The following is an 18,843-nucleotide window of genomic DNA, read 5'->3' as shown; positions in this document are numbered from 1 at the left end:
TTATCTGGTCTAACTGACCTAGAAAAATTCGTTTGAGTTTAAACAAGAATAATATTTACGACTAAAGATTATTTCAATGGGATTCTAGCTTTTTTATGATTTTTTATTTTTAATTATTCTAAATAAGAGTTATGTTTGTAAAAAATATCATTCTAATAATTTTAAACTTGATCTTATGAAATCAAATACTTTAAAAACATTAACCTTTTTATTCCTAATGTTATTGGCAGCACCACAAATATTTGCTCACGCACTTTGGATCGAAACTAAAGCAACTGGAACAAAAGGAAAAGCTCAGGAAATCTCTGTTTACTTTGGAGAATTCTCTGATAATGACATTACAAAAGCAGATAAATGGTTTTCGGATTTAAAGGATTTCACTTTGATAGTAATTTCACCTTCAAAAAAAGAAACTAAACTTACTTCTAAAGCTCTAGATAATAAATATCAAGCATTCTTTACACCAGACGAAGATGGAGTTTATACTATTGTAATGCAGCATACAGTAAAAGATGTTTACGGTACAATGAAGTTAGATTACAATTCAAGTGCAACTGTGGTAGTTGGAAACAAAGCTTCGGGAAACTATGCGACAGCAAACAAAAATCAAATTGGTTTATTTTCTGAAAATGCTGACGCTGCTAAAAAGAATGAAAAAGTAACTGGATTTGCTATCTATGATGGTGCCTCTGCAAAAGAAACAAAAATTAAAGTAATCGCTCCAAACGGATGGGAGAAAGAGCTGTGGACAAATGATAAAGGAGAATTCTCTTTTACACCAATCTGGTCTGGAAATTACATGGTAGAATATGCTCATACTGAAAAAGCTTCTGGAGATCATAATGGGAAAAAATACGACGAAATCTGGAAAATGGCTACTTACCAAATTACAGTAAAATAATTCTAGAAAAATTCATTCTTAGATTAATCTCAATTCAAGAAACCTTGCTTAACGGCGAGGTTTTTTTGTATTTATAATTCGATTAATACAAAATTAAAACATCATTATAAAACTCTTAAGCTAATCTTAAGAAAAAAATAAGCAAAATTTAAGCAATAAAATCACTTCTTAATTTCCTGTTAAAGATGCTGACTCTTTATATTTGCATTCGATAATTTTTATTGAATCTAAATAAATACCATGAAATATAATTTACTGTTAGCACTAGGATTATTGAGTTTTGCCTCTTACGGTCAAGATTATTCAAGTAACGAAACGAGTTCTTCAATAACTGATACTGTAAAAAATAAAAAAGGACAAATTTTAAATGAAGTTGTAGTTACTAAAAGCAAGGAACCAAAACCTATAACAGCAGTTCGCTCTGGATTAAAACCAATGGATAATCCGCAGACAATACAAGTTATCGGGTCTGAAGTTATCGAACAGCAGCAAGCCATCAGATTAAGTGAGGTTTTAAAAAATGCTAATGGTGTATATGTAAGTTCATCTCGTGGTGGTGCTACAGAATCTTTTTACTCAAGAGGATATGATATGTCTAACAACAACATGTTTAAAAACGGATTCCGTTACAATTCTGGATCAATTCCAGATGTTTCTGGTTTAGACAAAGTAGAATTTCTTAAAGGAGGTTCTGCCCTATTATTTGGAAATGTAGCTCCTGGAGGAATCTTAAATTTGGTAACAAAAACTCCTCAATTTAAAAGTGGAGGAGAAATCTCAATACAAATAGGAAGCTATGCATATTACAAACCAGCATTTGATTTTTATGGAGGTTTAACGAAATCAATCGCATTTAGAATTAATGGTTCTTACGAGAATTCAGAAAGCTTTAGAGATGTTGTAAAAAACGAACGTTTGTATATTAATCCATCTTTACTTTTTGTTATTAATCCAAAAACACAAATTACAGTTCAGGGAGATTATTTAAGTGCAGACTGGACTCCAGATTTTGGAACTGGAATTATTGGAAAAGAAATTTTAGACTTGCCTCGCAATGCCTTCTACGGATCGCTTTGGTCAAATGGTACAACTAAATCTTCAAGCGCTTCTGTGTTGTTAAGTCATGATTTCAATAAAAACTGGAAACTGAATTTCAACTCTTCTTTTCAAAATTATGACAGAGGAAGCTACTCTACAGCTCAATTGTCAAGTCTTGACACTTATCCAACTCCTGGTGACTGGAACAGAGGTTTAACAAAAAACAAAAACTTGGAACAAATTCTTGGAGATCAATTGAGTCTACAAGGAACTTTTAATACAGGATCTGTAAAACATCAAATCTTTACGGGTGTTGATTGGGAAAACTCATTCGCAACGGCATACACTTTTACATTTGATGAAAAGTATGTAGAAATTGGAAAAAAACCAGATGGTACACCAATTTATGGCCCAACACTTTATGATCATATAAATTTATTCACTTTTGATCCTGCAGATCAAAGAATGGATATTCCAACATCAGACAGAGCAACTCAAATAGGAAAAACGGAAACCAATCGTTTCGGGGTTTATTTTCAGGATTTAATTTCAATCACTAATAAATTCAAAGTTTTAGCAGGTCTAAGATGGTCTTGGCAGGAAGCAGAAGCTACTACTTACAAAGAAACATATGTAAATAATAAACAGACTGTAGCTCCGCAAGATGCAATACCAACTGTAGCTCCAAAACGCTTAGACAATGCATTTTCTCCGAAAATAGGAGTAGTTTATCAGCCACTTAAAGACATGTCTTTGTTTGCAAGTTATTCAAGCTCGTTTACGCCAAACACAGGCACAACAACCGATTTACAACCATTAGAAGCTTCAATTATCGATCAATACGAAGCTGGTATTAAAAAAGATTTCTGGAATGGGGCTTTAAGCACAGGCGTGACCGTTTATCAAATTAACAACAGTAATTTAGCGCAAACTGCAGAATTTCAAGCAGACGGCACTACTCTAAATACAGACACAAACATAAAAACTTTAGGCGGGGGAACAAAAAGTAAAGGTGTAGAAATCGACATTACTGCAAGGCCAGTTGAAGGCTTAAGTGTTATTGCAGGCTATAGCTATAATGATATGCGCTATGTAAACACATCTGGAACAAACGGAAGTTTTGTTGAAGGGGATCGTGTTGCAAGAACTCCAATAAATACAGCAAATTTGAGTTTCTTCTATACATTACCTTCTGGAGCTTTAAAAGGCCTTTCTTTCGGTGCAATCGGAAATTATGTTGGAGACCGTTTAGGTGGATGGAATGATGATTACGTTTGGACAGAAAACAAACCTTCAACAAATCCGAAGACGTATACTGTAACCATTAGAGACCGTGACATTCCGTTAGAAGGCTATGTTACAATTGATGCATCTGTTGGATATACTTGGAGAAAAATTTCAATTCTTTGCAAATTATCAAACATTACAAACGAATTAAATTATACCGTTCACGAAAATTACAGTGTCAATCCTATTGCGCCGCGTCAGATAATGACTAGTTTACGTTATAAATTCTAAAATTTTTGAATTAGATTTCTCTTTTTGAGTTTTCGAGAATTTAAACCTCATCTTACAAAAGGTGAGGTTTTTTATTTTGTTAAAAATGTGTCTTTATTTATAAGTACTTTTGTCATCAAATACCATTTAAATTTAAAATTCATATATGTCAGATTCCACCAAAAACCAATTAAAGAAAAGTTTAGGCCTTAGTTTTAACATTGCCGTATTAATTGGAGGAACAATCGGCGTTGGAATTTTACGAACTCCAGGAACAATCGCAGAAATGCTTAATAATTACTGGCTCATAATCGCTTCATGGCTTTTTGGCGGTTTTTATGTTTTGCTTGGTGCTAATTCTTATGCAGAACTGGCTACAATGTTACCAAAAGCCGGAGGATCTTATAATTATATTAAAAGAGCTTTTGGCGAATATGCAGGTTTTCTATCCGGCTGGTTTGATTATATAACAAATGTTATTCCGCCTGCATTTTATTGCATCGTAATCAGTGAATATCTTATCATTTTATTTCCAGCATTGGCTAGTTATTCAACAGTAATAGCGATTTCACTTTTGACTGCTTTTGTATTAATTCATTTAAGTGGCGTCAAAAACGGAAGTGTTATCCAACAGATTACCAGTTTTTTAAAAGTGATTTGTTTTGTGGCTTTAGTCGTAGCTTGTTTCATGTATTCTGGTGTTGAAGTGCCAGCGATTCAAACAGACAGCAGCTTCTTTCAAATCGGATTAATCTTTGGATTTTTTAAATCATTACAACTTATTATCGGAACTTATAATGGCTGGAACAGCGCTTGTTTTTTTGCCGAAGAAAATGATGATCCAAGTAAAAATATTCCGAAGTCACTATATAGTGGAGTTTTACTCGTTATGGCAATTTATGTTTTGGTAAATGCTGCATTTTTCCACGTACTGCCAATCGAAACTTTAGCTCAATCAAATCTCGCAGCGGCCGATGTGGCGAAAATTCTTTTTGGAGAAAATGGCGCTGTAATCGTTACTGTAATTTCTATCTTTTCACTAATTAGTATTTTGAATGCTTTTATGATGATTCCGCCCCGAATTCTTTACGGATTAAGCCGTGACGGATTTTTTATCGAAAAAGGAACACAAATCAATAAAGGAGGAACGCCAATTGTTGCATTGTTAGTTTCATCTTTCGTAAGTTTATTTTTGATCTGCATCGGTTCTTTTGAAGTGCTGTTTTCATTTGCTGCTTTTATCTCGATTATCGTTTGGGGACTTGCCTACTTTTCTCTTTTAAAACTAAGAACATCAGAGCCCAATTTGCCAAGACCTTACCGTTCATTTTGGTATCCATGGACAACGATAATAGCCATTATTGCTTCTATCGCTTTATTGGCAGGTTTTATTTACAGCGATCCTAAGAGTTTTATAATCATTGTTGGAATTACCATTGTATCTTATCCTTTGTTTTTGGCTTTGAGGAAAACTAAAAAGGGTTAATTTGAAATTTTCAAACGTCCCGAAGGGACGATACGATTATGAATTTATTTTTTTTTACCGATGAAATGTTCCCACGGAACATATATTGAATCCTTAGATATTCCGATGAAACAGTAGTACTTTAGTCTTTTTTCTGCCAATTATTACTCTGTTCTATCGGAACATTTCGTCGGTAGAAAAAGGTTAAACAAAACGTATTTACGTTCCGTAGGAACGTCTGATTATTTTAATTATTTATATTTTTTTAGACCTTTACGAAGTTAGCCGATGAAGGAATAGATGAATTCCAAACATTAGGTTTTCATAATAATAGAAGTATAGAAAAGTGGGTAGAAAATACTTTAAAACAAAACCCGACAGGTTTTTGAAAACTGTCGGATTTATCTTCTAGATTAAGAAAAATTTAAATCTTACTTCAAACCAGCTAAACTCTGCTCAATTGTAGCAATTTTTGCTAAAGCATCTGCTTGTTTTTGTTTTTCTATATTTAAAACTTTTTCTGGAGCTCCGTTTACGAATTTCTCGTTTGAAAGTTTTGCCTCAACAGATTTCAAGAATCCTTTGGTATAGTTTAATTCTTCTGTCAGCTTTTTAATTTCTGCTTCAACGTCAATGTTTCCTGTAATCGGGATGAAATATTCGTTTGATTTTACACGGAAAGATAATGCCCCGTCAACTTTTGCAGTAACATATTCGAAAGCAGAAACGTTTCCTAATTTCGTCACAATTGAATCAAAATGCGTTGTCAGGTTCTCGCTGTTGATTGCTTTTAATTCGATTGCATCTTTAAACGGAATATTTTTATCTTTTCTGATCGTTCTAATTCCAGAAATTACTTCTGTAATATTATCAAAATCAGTAATTAAATCTGCATTGAATGGTTTTAATTCTGGCCAAGTCGAAACAATTAAAGCTTCTTCTGGAGTTCTCTCTGCAATAAACTGCCAAATTTCCTCTGTTAAGAAAGGCATGAAAGGATGTAACAACTTCAAGTTGCTTTCTAACATTTCAATTGCTTTGTCAAACGTTGCTTTATCAATTGGCTGTTGATACGCCGGTTTGATCATCTCTAAAAACCAAGAACAGAAATCATCCCAAACCAATTTATAAATTGCCATAAGAGAATCTGAAATTCTGTATTTCTCAAAATTATCTTCAATTTCAACTAAAGTCTGTTGTAATTTCGCTTCATACCATTCGATTGCTACTTTTGATGATTCAGGCTGAGCGATAGTTTCTGAAACTTCCCATCCTTTAATCAATTTGAAGGCATTCCATATTTTATTAGAGAACGCTTTTCCTTGATTACATAATTCTTCATCAAACATAATATCGTTTCCTGCAGAAGCGCTTAAAAGCAACCCTACACGAACACCGTCGGCTCCGAATTTATCGATCAAGTCTAAAGGATCAGGAGAATTTCCTAATGATTTAGACATTTTACGACGTTGTTTGTCACGAACTAAACCAGTCAAATATACATTTGTAAATGGTTTTTCACCTGCATATTCATAACCTGCAATGATCATTCTCGCAACCCAGAAAAATAAAATGTCCGGACCTGTAACCAAGTCATTTGTTGGATAATAATATTTAAAGTCTTCACTTTCCGGATCCATTATTCCACCAAAAACTGACATTGGCCACAACCAAGATGAAAACCAAGTATCTAGAGCATCAACATCTTGTTTTAAGTCAGCTGTTGTAAGTGAGTTGTTAGATGTTTTTTCTTTTGCTAAAGCTAAAGCATCTTCGATATTTTCAGCCACTACAAAATCTTCTTTTCCGTCTCCGTAATAATAAGCTGGGATTTGTTGTCCCCACCATAATTGACGAGAAATGTTCCAATCACGAATATTATTTAACCAGTGCGCATAAGTGTTTTCAAAACGTTTTGGATGTAATTTAATATCTCCTGTTTCTAAAACTGACTTAATTGCCGGTTTTACCAATTCTTCCATTTTCAAGAACCATTGATCCGATAATCTTGGTTCGATTACGGCTTTTGTTCTTTCAGAAGTTCCTAGTTTATTTAAATGGATTTCGGTCTTCGCTAAAGCTCCAATTTCTTCTAATTCTTTTGCAATTTCAGTACGAACTACGAAACGATCTTTTCCTTGATAATGCAATCCGAAACTATTTAATGTCGCATCTTCATTAAAAATATCAACGATTTCTAGATTGTGTTTTTCACCCAGCGTTTTATCGTTCATATCATGAGCAGGCGTTACTTTTAAACATCCTGTTCCGAATTCTACATCTACATATTCGTCTTCAATAATTGGAATTACTCTGCCACAAATTGGAACGATTGCTTTTTTACCTTTTAAATGTGTAAAACGCTCATCGTTCGGGTTGATGCAAATTGCAGTATCTCCGAAGATAGTCTCTGGACGTGTTGTTGCAATCGTCAAGAAATCTTCTGAACCTTCAATTTTATATTTTAAGAAAAATAATTTTCCTTGTTGTTCTTCGTAAATAACTTCTTCGTCTGACAAAGTTGTTTTAGCTTCTGGATCCCAGTTAACCATTCGATAACCTCTATAAATTAATCCTTTGTTGTATAAATCAACAAAGGATTTAATTACAGATGCAGACATATCTGGATCCATCGTAAATTTAGTACGTTCCCAATCGCATGAGGCACCTAATTTTTTAAGCTGCTCAAGGATTGTTCCGCCGTATTTATCTGTCCATTCCCAAGCATGTTTTAGGAATTCTTCACGCGTTAAATCATTTTTATTGATTCCTTCTGCTTTCAATTTAGCCACAACTTTTGCTTCAGTTGCAATAGATGCGTGATCCGTTCCTGGAACCCAGCAGGCATTGAAACCTTTAAGTCTTGCACGGCGAATTAAAACATCCTGAATTGTATTGTTCAGCATATGTCCCATATGAAGGACTCCAGTGACGTTTGGCGGCGGAATTACAATTGTATAAGGTGTTCTATGATCTGGCTCAGAATGAAAATAGTTATTTTTCATCCAGTAATCATACCATTTGTTCTCGATCGTCTTAGCGTCAAATTGTGCTGGAATTGTCATTTATATAGGTTGTTTATTCGTTTAACTGTTTAATCGTTTATTTGGCTAACTGTTTAATTGTTAATTGGTCTTCGGATCAATTATTAATCCTCATTCGATTAAACGAATTAACGATTAAACAATTAAACACCAAAATTGGTTCAATTTTTGTAATTATAACTGAGAGCAAAAGTAAATAATTAAGTACACTATAAAAAGAGAAATAATAATTTGTGTGTTAATTAAAAGAATGTATATTTACTTACAATTAAAAACTAATTTCATATGAAAAATGCAGCCACTTTTATTGCAGTTTTATTGTTTAGTGCAATAAGTTATGCACAAAACGGCCCAAAAATTGAATTTGCAGCCCCTGACAATACAATTGATTATGGAAAAATTTCTAAAGGTGATAATGGGCTTCGCTCTTTTGAATTTACAAATACAGGAGATGCTCCTTTATTAATTACTGGTGCAGAATCAACAGTAAGTTCAATTATAGTAACAAAACCTTCGGCAGCAATTATGCCGGGTAAAAAAGGAAAAATCGATGTAAAATACAACATGGCTTCTGGACCAATTCGTAAAACAATTACTGTTGAAACAAATGCAGTAAATTATCCTGACGGAAGAGTCGCCCTTAAAATTAAAGGTGAAGTTTTATAAAATTTAATCTTATAAATAACAAAAGCCGTTTCTATTTAAAGAAACGGCTTTTTTTTATTATAAATCTTGTCATTTCGAAGAAGGAGAAATGACAAAATTGTGTAATTACTTTGATATTATTTTTTCTCAGCACATTCTGCACTATCAAATTTATATTTTACGCGTTCAAAATCGATTGGTTTGTCTTTTACTAAATAGGTAACACCCATCGTAGTCTGCATTGTTCCGTTTCCTAAAATAAGTTGTTTGTCACGTTTTAAAAGTGCCATTGGATTTTTGAAAATTTTGTCCTTAGTGGCTGCTTCTTTAAAAGTATAATCTATAAACAAAGTATCTCCGTGAAATTCTCCTGCAACCTCACCAGTTCTTACTGTTACAGGCGCAACTTTCATTATCATGTTACCCGATACTTTTCCGTTTTTTAAATTATTTAATTTTAAATCGACTGTATCCTTTTCGTATATCGCTCTATAACATTCAGTACTTACAATCTTTTCTCCATCAGCTTTTGCTGCTTCGGCTTCTTTTTGTTTTTCTTCATTTTTACAACTTTGTAATCCAATACAGATTACAAGCATACAAGGCAAAATTAGGTTTTTCATATTTTAAATATTTTGTTTCGAGGTTATTCCATAAAATTAAATAAAAAAGAAATCAACAGAAAGTATTTTGCAAAAATTTCAGTAAAAAAACAAAACCCGACAGATTTAAAAAAACCTGTCGGGCTGTATGATTTCTTTATAAAATGCTTACAAATTCTTAATTACAAATTCAGACCTTCTGTTTAATTCGTGTTCTTCCTCAGAACAAGATTCGTCTGTTTTACATTTTACAATTGGCACAGATTCTCCGTAACCTTTTGCAGAAACTCTCTTGGCATCAATTCCAGATTGAATTATAAATTCTCGTGTAGAATTGGCTCTTTTTTGAGATAGATCTTCATTGAATTTGGCATTTCCGCGAGAATCGGTATGTGATCCAATCTCGATTACCATTCCTGGATATTTCTTCATTAAATCGACAACTCGCCCTAAAACAACTTTTGATTCTTTACGAATGTACCACATGTTGTAATCAAAATAAATTGGATCAGTTTTGATGATTAATCTGTCTTTATCGCGTACAACATCTTTTTCTGTCGCTAAAATTTCTTTTACTTTTTCCTGTTTTTTAACTTCTGCCGCAGCTATTGCAGCTTCTTTGGCTTTTTTCTCTTTTTGTTTTAATTCTATTGCAGCAAGTTCAGCTTTTTTCTTGTTTTCTTCTTCGATAATGATTTCCTGCTTTCTCTTGTTTTCTGCAATTTGTTTTTCTTCCTGCTTAATGGCTTCTAAAGATTTTAATGCTAAAGATGCATCGCTTACAGCATCTCTAGTTTTTCCTAAAGTCAACGATTTAGATTCATTAGTATACTTCTCCTTAAAAGCCGAAACTTTATAAGAAGCTTCGCAGGCCACTGTAAAACTGAATTTTCCGTCGGCTGCAGTTGTTATTGTATTTAAAGTTTTATTCTCTGCATCTTGTAAAATTACCGTTGCATTTTCTAAAGCCAATTTCGTATCAACATCTGTAATTATTCCTGTGATAAATTGTTTACAATCTTCTACAATTAAATCTTTAATTTCTTTGAATTGATAAATATCGTCACTGCCCTTTCCTCCTTCTCTATTCGATGCAAAAAAACCTTCTTTGGTATTGGAATCAATATTAAATGCAAAATCATCTAGATTTGAATTTAATGGCAAACCGATATTAACTGGTTTTGAATATTCATTTCCGTTGATTTCAGATACAAAAACATCTAAAGATCCGTAACCTAAATGTCCATCCGAAGAAAAATAAAGTTTATTATCTGCAGATGCAAAAGGAAATTGTTCTCTTTTATCTGTATTTACTAATGGACCTAAATTTTTTGGCGTATCAAATGCCCCTTTATTTACATTTACAGCATAAATATCAAACGAACCAAGAGAACCCGGCATATCAGAAGCAAAATACAATACTTTTTCGTCGGCACTTAAAGCTGGATGTTCAACAGAATAGTTCGGACTATTGAAAGGAAGCGATGTAATATTGGTCCATTTCCCGTTCACTAATTCAGCTTTAAAAATCTGAAGATTAGAGATTTTTTTGTCGTCTTTCTTTTTCTTTCCGTTTTTAGAATTGTTTCGGGTAAAATACATTGTTTTACCATCTTTGGTAAAAACAGCATTTGATTCGTGCATTCCTGTTTTTAATTCTTTAGCAAAATAGTGTACAATAGAATCCGACGCATTAATATTTTTTAACGGAATGGTAACTAAATTCAAATAGGTTTCATTGTCCCATTTGTATTTTTTATCAAACCAGCCCGGCTTTAATTTGACTCCTGCAAAAACAAGATTCTCTTTATATTTTACGGCTCCAAATTCAGAGTTGGGAGTATTTATGGGCAAGTTTTTAATCTCGAAACGCTTTCCTATTGCGGTAACATTTTCTAATGTTTTAAGCTCTTTTTCGAAATTAATAATGTCTTCTGCATTAGTAGATTTAGAATAATATTCTTTTAAGGCTGCATTGGCATCATCAGCACTATTGGTTGCTTTTAGAGTTTGTGCATATCTAAAATAATAAGCTCTATCTAAATTATTACCATAATTATTAATTAGTAGACGATAATAGCGTTGTGCTTTTACCAAGTCGTTGGTATAGAAATAAGAATCGGCTAGATTTTTTATTACTTCTTGCGAAGGTTTTTCGTCAGCTAATTTTTGGTATAAAACAATTGCTTCGCTGTAATATGTTTTATCAAAAAATCGTTTTGCACGAGCTAATTCCTGATCTTGGGCATTTATAAACTGTATTGAAAATACGAATATAATAACGAGTAGTTTTTTCATATTTTTCATTTTAAAAGAATCTTGGTGATTTATCAAATCCTTTTCCTAGTAAATCTAAATCGAATAACAGCATAATTTCGTGCGTTCCTGAATTAAACTGACCGAAGTTCGTAAGTGTATAATCGTAAGCATAACCCACTCTTAGTGTTGGTGTAACATTTATATTGAACAGTGCACTTACCGAATCGTCAATTCTATAAGCTGCACCAAATTCAAACTTTTCGTTGTACAAAACATTTGCTGTAACATCTAAAGTTATTGGTGAACCTTTTACAAATTTGGACATAAATGCCGGTTTTAATTTCAACACATCATTTAGCTGAAAAACATAACCTGCCGTTAAAAAAGTGTGTATTTCTTCAGAACCAAAAGCATTTACTCCTGATTTTTCTTCGATATATTTAGATTTTAGCAAATTAGGAACAGATAATCCAACATACAAATTGTCTCTAAAATAGTAAGCTCCAACTCCAATATTGGGTTTAGTGGCATTTATGTTTTCTGAAAAAGCAAAATCAGTTTGCGGGTCTGTGAAACGAAAACCGTTAAAATTACTTTGCATAGATGAAAATCCAGCTTTTAAACCTAGTGAAAGTTTATTTTGTCCGCCTAATTTTAAGACATATGCAAAATCAGCGTAGACATTATTTTCTTTTTTGGCACCATCTCCAATATCATCTGAGATGAATGAGATTCCTGCTTCTATTTTATCTGTAATAGCAGTGTGTCCGAAAAATGTAAAAGTTTTTGGAGCTCCAACTGCACCAACCCATTGTGTTCTATATAGTCCGCCAAAATTCATCATTGCGGGAACTCCTGTTGCATACGCTGGATTTATCACACTCATATTATACATATAATGTGTATATTCTGGATCCTGCTGTGCAGAAACTGATAAGTAGAAAAGGAAATTTATAAAGAGTAGTATTTTTTTCATTTGAAAATTATATTAGAAATATAAAAAGAGATTTATCGATTTAAATAAAGACGGCCTTGCTGCGGCGGTTTATTATCTTTATTAAAATGAAGCACATAAAAATAAACTCCGTTGGGTGCAACTCCGCCAGCGATACCGCTCTTTTCATAGTTCATTCCGTCCCAGGCTGGTTTATTTTTATCTCCTTTATACATTCCGTTTCCGTATCTATTATAAATTTCAAGTGTGTAATTTGGGTATAAGAATTCAATATCTTTTATCACAAATGAGTCGTTTGTGCCATCTCCATTTGGAGAAAATCCATCGGGAACAAAAAAGTCATTTGGGACATTATTGCATTCTGTTAATGTGACTGTGACTTCAATATATTCTGAAGAGAAACAGTCTGTACTTGGAAAATTAAATCCATAATATCTGCCTTGTTCAATCAGATGAGTTGTACTAGATAATAAATTTCCATTATTCGGAGCATCATACCAAACCACACTTGAAGGAACATTGGTATTATTGGATAAATCTGAAATCGTTGGATTATTTAATCCGCAGAAGTTTTGCCCATCTGAATTTAATACTGGAGCAGGTGAATCGTTTATGGTAACTACAACCGTGGCAGCTTCTGAAGTACATCCCGCGGGCGAAGTTTCTCTTACATAATAATTACCAGATTCTAAAATCAAAGTACCTGCCAATGGCGTGGTTGATGTTGCTGAATTGTACCATTTATATTGATTCCCGTTGGGAACTAAATTAGCAACCGTAGCTTCATCAACTTTACAAAAAGATTGAGGATTTACTGTTGGCGGAACTGGTATTGGGTTTATAATAAAACTGTCTAAAACATTAGTTAAGTTAATATCACAACCGGTAATATCGTTCTTTAAATTTGTTAATGAAATAATTGTTGAGCCAGTATTTAAAAGTAAACCTGCAGGAATCTGAAATTCTGCTTTTCCATTTACAGCCGTCAAAGTAATTGTTTCTGAAGCAATATTATCTCCAAGAAGCATATAATTAATTGTAATATTAGTTAGGTTTCCTAATCCTGAAATTGTTGCTGAAACGGGATCATTTAAACAATGATCGCTTACTGCTACACTAACTGCGGCAGCATTTGGGAGCGGATTAATAATTAAATTTCCTCTTACATTTGCTGTATTGGTACAACCGGTTACTGTATTTGTAATATTAGTTATTACTATAGATGAGGCTCCGCTGTTTCTATTTAAATTCCCTGGAATTACAAAATTTGCTTGTCCCCCAGATATCGTTATATTGCGGGTCTGTCCTAATGCAAAATTATCTCCTGTAACATTATATACTATATTATAATTGCCATCTGGCAGCAGAGCAGCATTCGTTAAATGAGCTGATGCATCTTTATTCTGGCATGTTGGATCAAGCGTAAGTACTGCGCCATCTAATCGTGGAATTGGATGAACTTCAAGAACATCAGATAAATTATTAATAATATTTACACAGGCCCTTTTACTTGTAGTTGCTACAATATTGGTAATAGTCAGTGTAAATTTTCCTACTTGCCTAAAATAAGAAGAGGAAACTGGAAAATTAAGAACTCCATTTACAAAACTAGAAGTAATCGTTTCGCTTCCTGCGTTTGGTCCTGATACATTAAAGGTTACTTCATATTGCCCGTTTGGAATAGGCTGAGCCCCTTGTGTCAATGTTGCAGAATAAACCGCTGTCGGAATTTCAGGTTCGCATATATCCTTAATTACATCAACTTTTGCTGCTGTAAAATCAAGTCGTTTTTCTATCGTTACCTTAACGGTTGCAGTTTTATCTGGACAAACCTTATTATTTGGAGTAGCATAAACAGTGTAGTTAAATTGATATTCTCCTGGTCCGCTTAAATTGTACAAATCCTCTAAATTCACATTATGATCTGTTGGAGAAGTAATTCCATGACCGCTCCATTCACCGCCACTGTCTTGACCAGAAAGTCTTGTATTTAAATCTAAGTCTATATATTGTGATATTTCGGTATCGGCACAAATTAATAAATCGTTCGGAGTTCCTTCTTTTGGTGCTCTAACTACAGTTATAATAACTGTTGAAGAAGGCGAAGCTGTAGAACAAGCAAGTACAGGCGGAACGGTATAGGTGTATTGATAAGCTCCATTTTTATCACTTATAGGAATAGAAGATTCTGGCAACGGCTGTCCGCTGCTGTCTGTCCAAACTCCATTAGTATGCGGAGCCATAACGGTACCATTGAAAGCGGTAAAGAGATTAAAAAAATTTTCGTCGCTACACACGGTTGCATAAGGAGCTGGTACACCAGCATACGCGCCAATTCTTATCGTGATCTTAGCGGTTCTGTTGGTACATCCTGCTGTAACTGGGGCAGTATAAGTGTATACATAAGTACCTCCACTGCTTATAACTTGAGCATTCAGCGTTCCATTTACTGCGTCTAATCCTCGAGGGTTAGTATTTGCAGTCCATGTCCCTCCTGGCACTGGAGTTCCTCCTAATAAAGAAAACAAAGAAATATTTTGATTTACTGGATCTGCAATAGTAGTACATAAATCTAATTGTGCATCAGATCCTGCACATTGTGCAGCAACTTTTGTGGGTAAAACCAATAAACAAGTAAAAACAAATAGTATTTGTAAGAAATTAAAGTAGTTTTTGGCCATAGATTAAATTTTTGTTAAACATAATAAAATATCTAGGCAAAAATCTAATTTTAACAAACATTTTTTCACAAAAAATAAAAATTTCTTTAAAATAATATTATAAAAACCAATTTTACTTAACGTTAAGTTATTCTTTGTCAATTTTAAAGTTCATCTTCTAATTTGAATCTGAATTTGAGTACTACACTATTTCTTTCTATTTCTAAATTTATCCAAATATCATCTTCAGATTTTAAAAGATTGTTTATCTGCTGTAAGCTGTATCTGTATGGCTGCGTATTATTTATGCTTATTATGATATCACCTTTGCGTAAACCACATTTTTCTGCGGCTGAGTTCTTGCGCACGTTCACTATTTCATAAACCGGCTTAAGGGCAAATTTGTATTTAAAATTGTTATTATTCTTGTCTTTTTCCTGTAATTCATCAATGGTCGAGGCCACTTGTACAGTTTCAAGATGAACGGTCTCCTGTACCCACTGCAAGCCGTTATGCTGAACCGTGATCCCACTTTTATTATAAGTAAACGGTTCGTTAAATTTGCTGTTTTTCTTTAAGTATAACTTTTTCTCCTTATAATCAAGTACAACGGTAAAACGTTTTAGAACCTCTCCTCCAACAGAACCAATACGTCCTGGAACCATCTTCACATTTCGGATAGAAACTGAATCGGGAAATGAAACAATTGGTTTTCTAAAATCAAATTCGTCAATCGAAAATTTATCGATTTTAGCGCGATGTCCTTCAATATCACCGCTGAAGCCTTTTCCTAAGAAATCAGGAAAGTTTTTGTCTGGAAGTCTGATTGTATTATTCTCAAAAATCCAAAAAGCATCACTATTTCCAATATCAATTAAAAGTTTTGCCGGAATATCAACATTATTTACTGTAGCTGTAGTTAGAATATAAGGTTTTGATCTTTCTATAGTTATCGGGATTTGTTTGAATTTCTTATCCAATTTGTCCTGAAATTTATTATTTCTGGTATAAACTATAATTTTCTTTTTTTGATAATTAATTTCAACTACATTATTTCGGAAGAATTTATGACCAATGATTCCGTTAACAGGGATTCCGATATGAGAAGATAAATTGAAACTTTGATCCAAAATAATAAAAACCATATGGTCGTCTGATCTTAAACCATGTGTTTCTAAAATATTTTTTGTTGATTTTAAACCCTCAATTTCTTCTTCACTTCCAAGACCCCTAAGTTTTATTTTTTCGACATTATTAAAGCTTACTTCCTGCTTGTCTTCCATACTGAACAAAATAGTTTCTTCAACACCCGAATCCAATAGAAAATTTAGTTCTACTCCGTTTACTTTAATGGGAATAAAAATAAGATTATTAATCAATTTAAAAGGGACTGTAGCCTTTGCTGCATTGTTTTGTAATAAAAAATCGCCTTGTCCAAAAAGCAAAAAAGGTAATAATAACCCAAAAAACAATACTATATATTTTTTCATTGGCAATATTTTATTATAAAATTAGTAAATATATTTATTATTGTTACATTTTTGCAAGTACCCTTATTGTTTACGTTAAATTCGAAAAAAAAATGCAAATTTGCACTTCAATAATTTATACTCATGCCTACAATTTCACACAAGGGAAGAAACATGCCCGAATCTCCGATACGTAAGCTTGCTCCTTTTGCAGATCTAGCAAAGAAAAAAGGACACAAGGTGTATCACTTAAACATTGGTCAACCGGATATCAAGACACCGGAAGTGGCCATCGAGGCGGTAAAAAATATTGATTTAACTCTTATAGAATACAGTCCGTCTGCCGGATATGAAAGCTATAGAAAGAAATTAGCTCATTTTTACCAGCGCCAAAATGTAAACGTTAACACAGAAGACATCATTGTAACTACTGGTGGTTCTGAAGCCTTACTATTTGCGCTGGCCACAATAACAGATCCTGGAGATGAAATTATTATCCCAGAACCTTTTTATGCTAATTATCACGCATTTGCATCGTCTACGAGCGCAACTGTAGTACCACTTGTTTCTACTATTGAAACTGCATTTGCTTTACCAAGTATAGACGAAGTTGAAAAATTAATAACACCCAAAACAAAAGCCATTCTGATTTGCAACCCTGGAAATCCGACTGGATATTTATATTCTGAAGCTGAAATTAAGCAATTGGCTGGTTTGATTAAAAAACACGACTTGTACTTAATTGCTGATGAAGTGTATCGTGAATTTTTATACGACGGAGATGATGTACATTTTTCTGTAATGAATTTAGAAGATGTGCAGCAAAACGTAATTATGGTCGATTCTGTTTCTAAACGTTACAGTATGTGCGGGGCAAGAATTGGCTGTTTGGTTACTAAAAACAAAGATGTTTTAGCAACGGTAATGAAATTTGCTCAAGCGCGTTTGAGTCCGCCTACAATTGAACAGATTGCCTGCGAAGCTGCTATTGATACGCCTCAAAGTTATTTTGATGAAGTAATTGCAGAATACAAAGAACGCCGCAACACGCTAATTGCCGAATTAAATAAAATTGAAGGAGTTATTGTTACAAAACCTAAAGGCGCTTTTTATTGTATTGCTGAGCTTCCAATAAAAGATTCTGATGATTTTGCACAATGGCTTTTAGAAAGCTATAATTTAAACGGTGAAACTGTAATGATTGCTCCTGCCAAAGGTTTTTATTCAACCCCTGGCATGGGATTAAATCAAGTGAGAATTGCATATGTATTGAATAAGCAAGATTTAATTACTGCCGTAAATATTTTAAAAGAAGCATTATTGGTTTATAATAACAGATAATCAAGATTTTAAAAACAAAATTCAAAAAGACAATAACCCTTTCGTTATTGTCTTTTGTGTTTTAAATTAGAATATTATGATCGTTAATTTAGATTATATCCAAAAAGGAACAATTAAATCGTAAAAACCATAGAAAAGGTTTCCTATTTATTAATTATCTTTACCGCCTTAAAAAGATATACCCATTATAATAGTAGTTTTTAATGATAAATAACGAAGATTTTTTAGACGAAATAGGTGACAGTCATTTCAGCAGTAATGCCAAAAACCCTTTAAGAGAAGATGCTTTTGACTTAACTGATGAAGAAAAAATAGAAAAAATAAAAAAAGATGTCGAAAACATTCTACAAACTCTTGGAATGGATTTGACAGACGACAGTATTAAAGGAACTCCAAATCGAGTTGCAAAGATGTTTGTAAAAGAGATTTTTGGAGGTCTTAATCCTGCAAAACAGCCAAAAGCTTCTACTTTTGACAACAATTACAAATACGGTGAAATGTTAGTAGAAAAAAACATTACTGTTTATTCTACCTGCGAACACCATTTACTTCCAATTATCGGACGCGCTCACGTGGCTTACATCTCAAGCGGAAGAGTTATTGGTCTCTCTAAAATGAATCGTATTGTTGAATATTATGCTAAAAGACCTCAGGTTCAAGAGCGTTTAACAATGCAGATTGTACAAGAACTTCAAAAAGCTTTAGGAACCGAAGATGTTGCCTGCGTTATAGATGCAAAACATCTTTGTGTAAATTCACGCGGAATCAAAGATATCGAAAGCAGTACTGTAACTTCTGAATTCGGCGGAAAATTCAAAGACCCTCAAACGAAAAGAGAATTTTTGGACTATATTAAATTAGAAACACAGTTTTAAAAGTTCATTGTTTTTAGTTAATAGTTTGTTACTCTGATGGCGAAAGTAGAAAAATTGAGGATTTGAATTGAGATTAGCTAGATAAATCTGTC

The 18,843-nt window shown here is 33.3% G+C and carries 12 protein-coding genes; 6 read left to right on the top strand and 6 right to left on the bottom strand.

From position 1 onward, the window contains the following. Nucleotides 1–175: 175 nt before the first annotated feature. From QMG60_RS10905 to QMG60_RS10895, 3 genes are all read left to right on the top strand, one after another. A complete protein-coding gene (locus QMG60_RS10905) occupies nucleotides 176–901 on the top strand; it encodes a DUF4198 domain-containing protein (protein ID WP_281867842.1) in 726 nt (241 codons plus the stop codon). Nucleotides 902–1,141: 240 nt separating this feature from the next. Then, entirely contained in the window at nucleotides 1,142–3,457 is a 2,316-nt protein-coding gene (locus QMG60_RS10900) for a TonB-dependent siderophore receptor (RefSeq protein WP_281867841.1), read from the top strand. Nucleotides 3,458–3,602: 145 nt separating this feature from the next. Continuing rightward, nucleotides 3,603–4,922 carry an APC family permease gene (locus QMG60_RS10895; protein WP_281867840.1) on the top strand — a complete coding sequence of 440 codons (1,320 nt, stop codon included), beginning with the start codon at nucleotides 3,603–3,605 and terminating at the stop codon, nucleotides 4,920–4,922. Between the two features lie 410 nt (nucleotides 4,923–5,332). Here the strand turns inward: QMG60_RS10895 and QMG60_RS10890 are convergent, their stop codons facing one another. Continuing rightward, nucleotides 5,333–7,966 (bottom strand): valine--tRNA ligase, encoded by a 2,634-nt coding sequence (locus QMG60_RS10890; protein WP_281867839.1) that lies wholly within the window; start codon nucleotides 7,964–7,966, stop codon nucleotides 5,333–5,335. A gap of 264 nt (nucleotides 7,967–8,230) precedes the next feature. Here QMG60_RS10890 and QMG60_RS10885 point away from each other — a divergent pair, with 264 nt between their 5' ends. Next, on the top strand, nucleotides 8,231–8,611 hold the full coding sequence (locus QMG60_RS10885) for a DUF1573 domain-containing protein (protein ID WP_057119042.1): 381 nt from the start codon (nucleotides 8,231–8,233) through the stop codon (nucleotides 8,609–8,611). Nucleotides 8,612–8,727: 116 nt separating this feature from the next. Here QMG60_RS10885 and QMG60_RS10880 read toward each other — a convergent pair whose 3' ends face one another. The 5 genes from QMG60_RS10880 to QMG60_RS10860 all read right to left on the bottom strand — a co-directional run bounded on the left by QMG60_RS10880 (nucleotide 8,728) and on the right by QMG60_RS10860 (nucleotide 16,556). Continuing rightward, complete coding sequence (locus QMG60_RS10880; RefSeq protein WP_057119044.1) at nucleotides 8,728–9,213, bottom strand: hypothetical protein; 486 nt, start codon at nucleotides 9,211–9,213, stop codon at nucleotides 8,728–8,730. 147 nt (nucleotides 9,214–9,360) lie between these two features. Next, a complete protein-coding gene (locus QMG60_RS10875; RefSeq protein WP_281867838.1) occupies nucleotides 9,361–11,490 on the bottom strand; it encodes an OmpA family protein in 2,130 nt (709 codons plus the stop codon). A gap of 10 nt (nucleotides 11,491–11,500) precedes the next feature. Beyond that, entirely contained in the window at nucleotides 11,501–12,427 is a 927-nt protein-coding gene (locus QMG60_RS10870) for a type IX secretion system membrane protein PorP/SprF (protein ID WP_057119047.1), read from the bottom strand. 32 nt (nucleotides 12,428–12,459) lie between these two features. Further along, the gene (locus QMG60_RS10865) at nucleotides 12,460–15,087 is read right to left on the bottom strand and encodes a gliding motility-associated C-terminal domain-containing protein (protein WP_281867837.1); all 2,628 of its coding nucleotides are present in this window, start codon (nucleotides 15,085–15,087) and stop codon (nucleotides 12,460–12,462) included. Between the two features lie 143 nt (nucleotides 15,088–15,230). Continuing rightward, on the bottom strand, nucleotides 15,231–16,556 hold the full coding sequence (locus QMG60_RS10860) for a PDZ domain-containing protein (RefSeq protein ID WP_281867836.1): 1,326 nt from the start codon (nucleotides 16,554–16,556) through the stop codon (nucleotides 15,231–15,233). Nucleotides 16,557–16,679: 123 nt separating this feature from the next. Between QMG60_RS10860 and QMG60_RS10855 the strand changes: the two genes are divergently transcribed. Further along, a complete protein-coding gene (locus tag QMG60_RS10855; RefSeq protein ID WP_057119050.1) occupies nucleotides 16,680–17,876 on the top strand; it encodes a pyridoxal phosphate-dependent aminotransferase in 1,197 nt (398 codons plus the stop codon). A 203-nt stretch (nucleotides 17,877–18,079) separates the two neighbouring features. After that, the gene (gene folE, locus QMG60_RS10850) at nucleotides 18,080–18,751 is read left to right on the top strand and encodes a GTP cyclohydrolase I FolE (RefSeq protein WP_134140727.1); all 672 of its coding nucleotides are present in this window, start codon (nucleotides 18,080–18,082) and stop codon (nucleotides 18,749–18,751) included. The last annotated feature ends 92 nt before the right edge of the window (nucleotides 18,752–18,843 follow it).

It is taken from the genome of Flavobacterium sp. GSB-24 (genome assembly GCF_027924665.1).
Taxonomy (GTDB): Bacteria; Bacteroidota; Bacteroidia; order Flavobacteriales; family Flavobacteriaceae; genus Flavobacterium.
The sequence above is the reverse complement of the archived record's forward strand: the minus strand, read 5'-3'. Positions and strand labels throughout refer to the sequence as shown.

Excerpts from the sequence above, each read along its gene's own strand:
- QMG60_RS10875 (WP_281867838.1), bottom strand. The coding sequence starts at position 11,490 with ATGAAAAAACTACTCGTTATTATATTCGTATTTTCAATACAGTTTATA.
- QMG60_RS10855 (WP_057119050.1), top strand. The coding sequence starts at position 16,680 with ATGCCTACAATTTCACACAAGGGAAGAAACATGCCCGAATCTCCGATA.
- QMG60_RS10890 (WP_281867839.1), bottom strand. The coding sequence starts at position 7,966 with ATGACAATTCCAGCACAATTTGACGCTAAGACGATCGAGAACAAATGG.
- QMG60_RS10865 (WP_281867837.1), bottom strand. The coding sequence starts at position 15,087 with ATGGCCAAAAACTACTTTAATTTCTTACAAATACTATTTGTTTTTACT.
- QMG60_RS10860 (WP_281867836.1), bottom strand. The coding sequence starts at position 16,556 with ATGAAAAAATATATAGTATTGTTTTTTGGGTTATTATTACCTTTTTTG.
- QMG60_RS10905 (WP_281867842.1), top strand. The coding sequence starts at position 176 with ATGAAATCAAATACTTTAAAAACATTAACCTTTTTATTCCTAATGTTA.
- QMG60_RS10900 (WP_281867841.1), top strand. The coding sequence starts at position 1,142 with ATGAAATATAATTTACTGTTAGCACTAGGATTATTGAGTTTTGCCTCT.
- QMG60_RS10885 (WP_057119042.1), top strand. The coding sequence starts at position 8,231 with ATGAAAAATGCAGCCACTTTTATTGCAGTTTTATTGTTTAGTGCAATA.
- QMG60_RS10880 (WP_057119044.1), bottom strand. The coding sequence starts at position 9,213 with ATGAAAAACCTAATTTTGCCTTGTATGCTTGTAATCTGTATTGGATTA.
- QMG60_RS10870 (WP_057119047.1), bottom strand. The coding sequence starts at position 12,427 with ATGAAAAAAATACTACTCTTTATAAATTTCCTTTTCTACTTATCAGTT.
- folE (WP_134140727.1), top strand. The coding sequence starts at position 18,080 with ATGATAAATAACGAAGATTTTTTAGACGAAATAGGTGACAGTCATTTC.
- QMG60_RS10895 (WP_281867840.1), top strand. The coding sequence starts at position 3,603 with ATGTCAGATTCCACCAAAAACCAATTAAAGAAAAGTTTAGGCCTTAGT.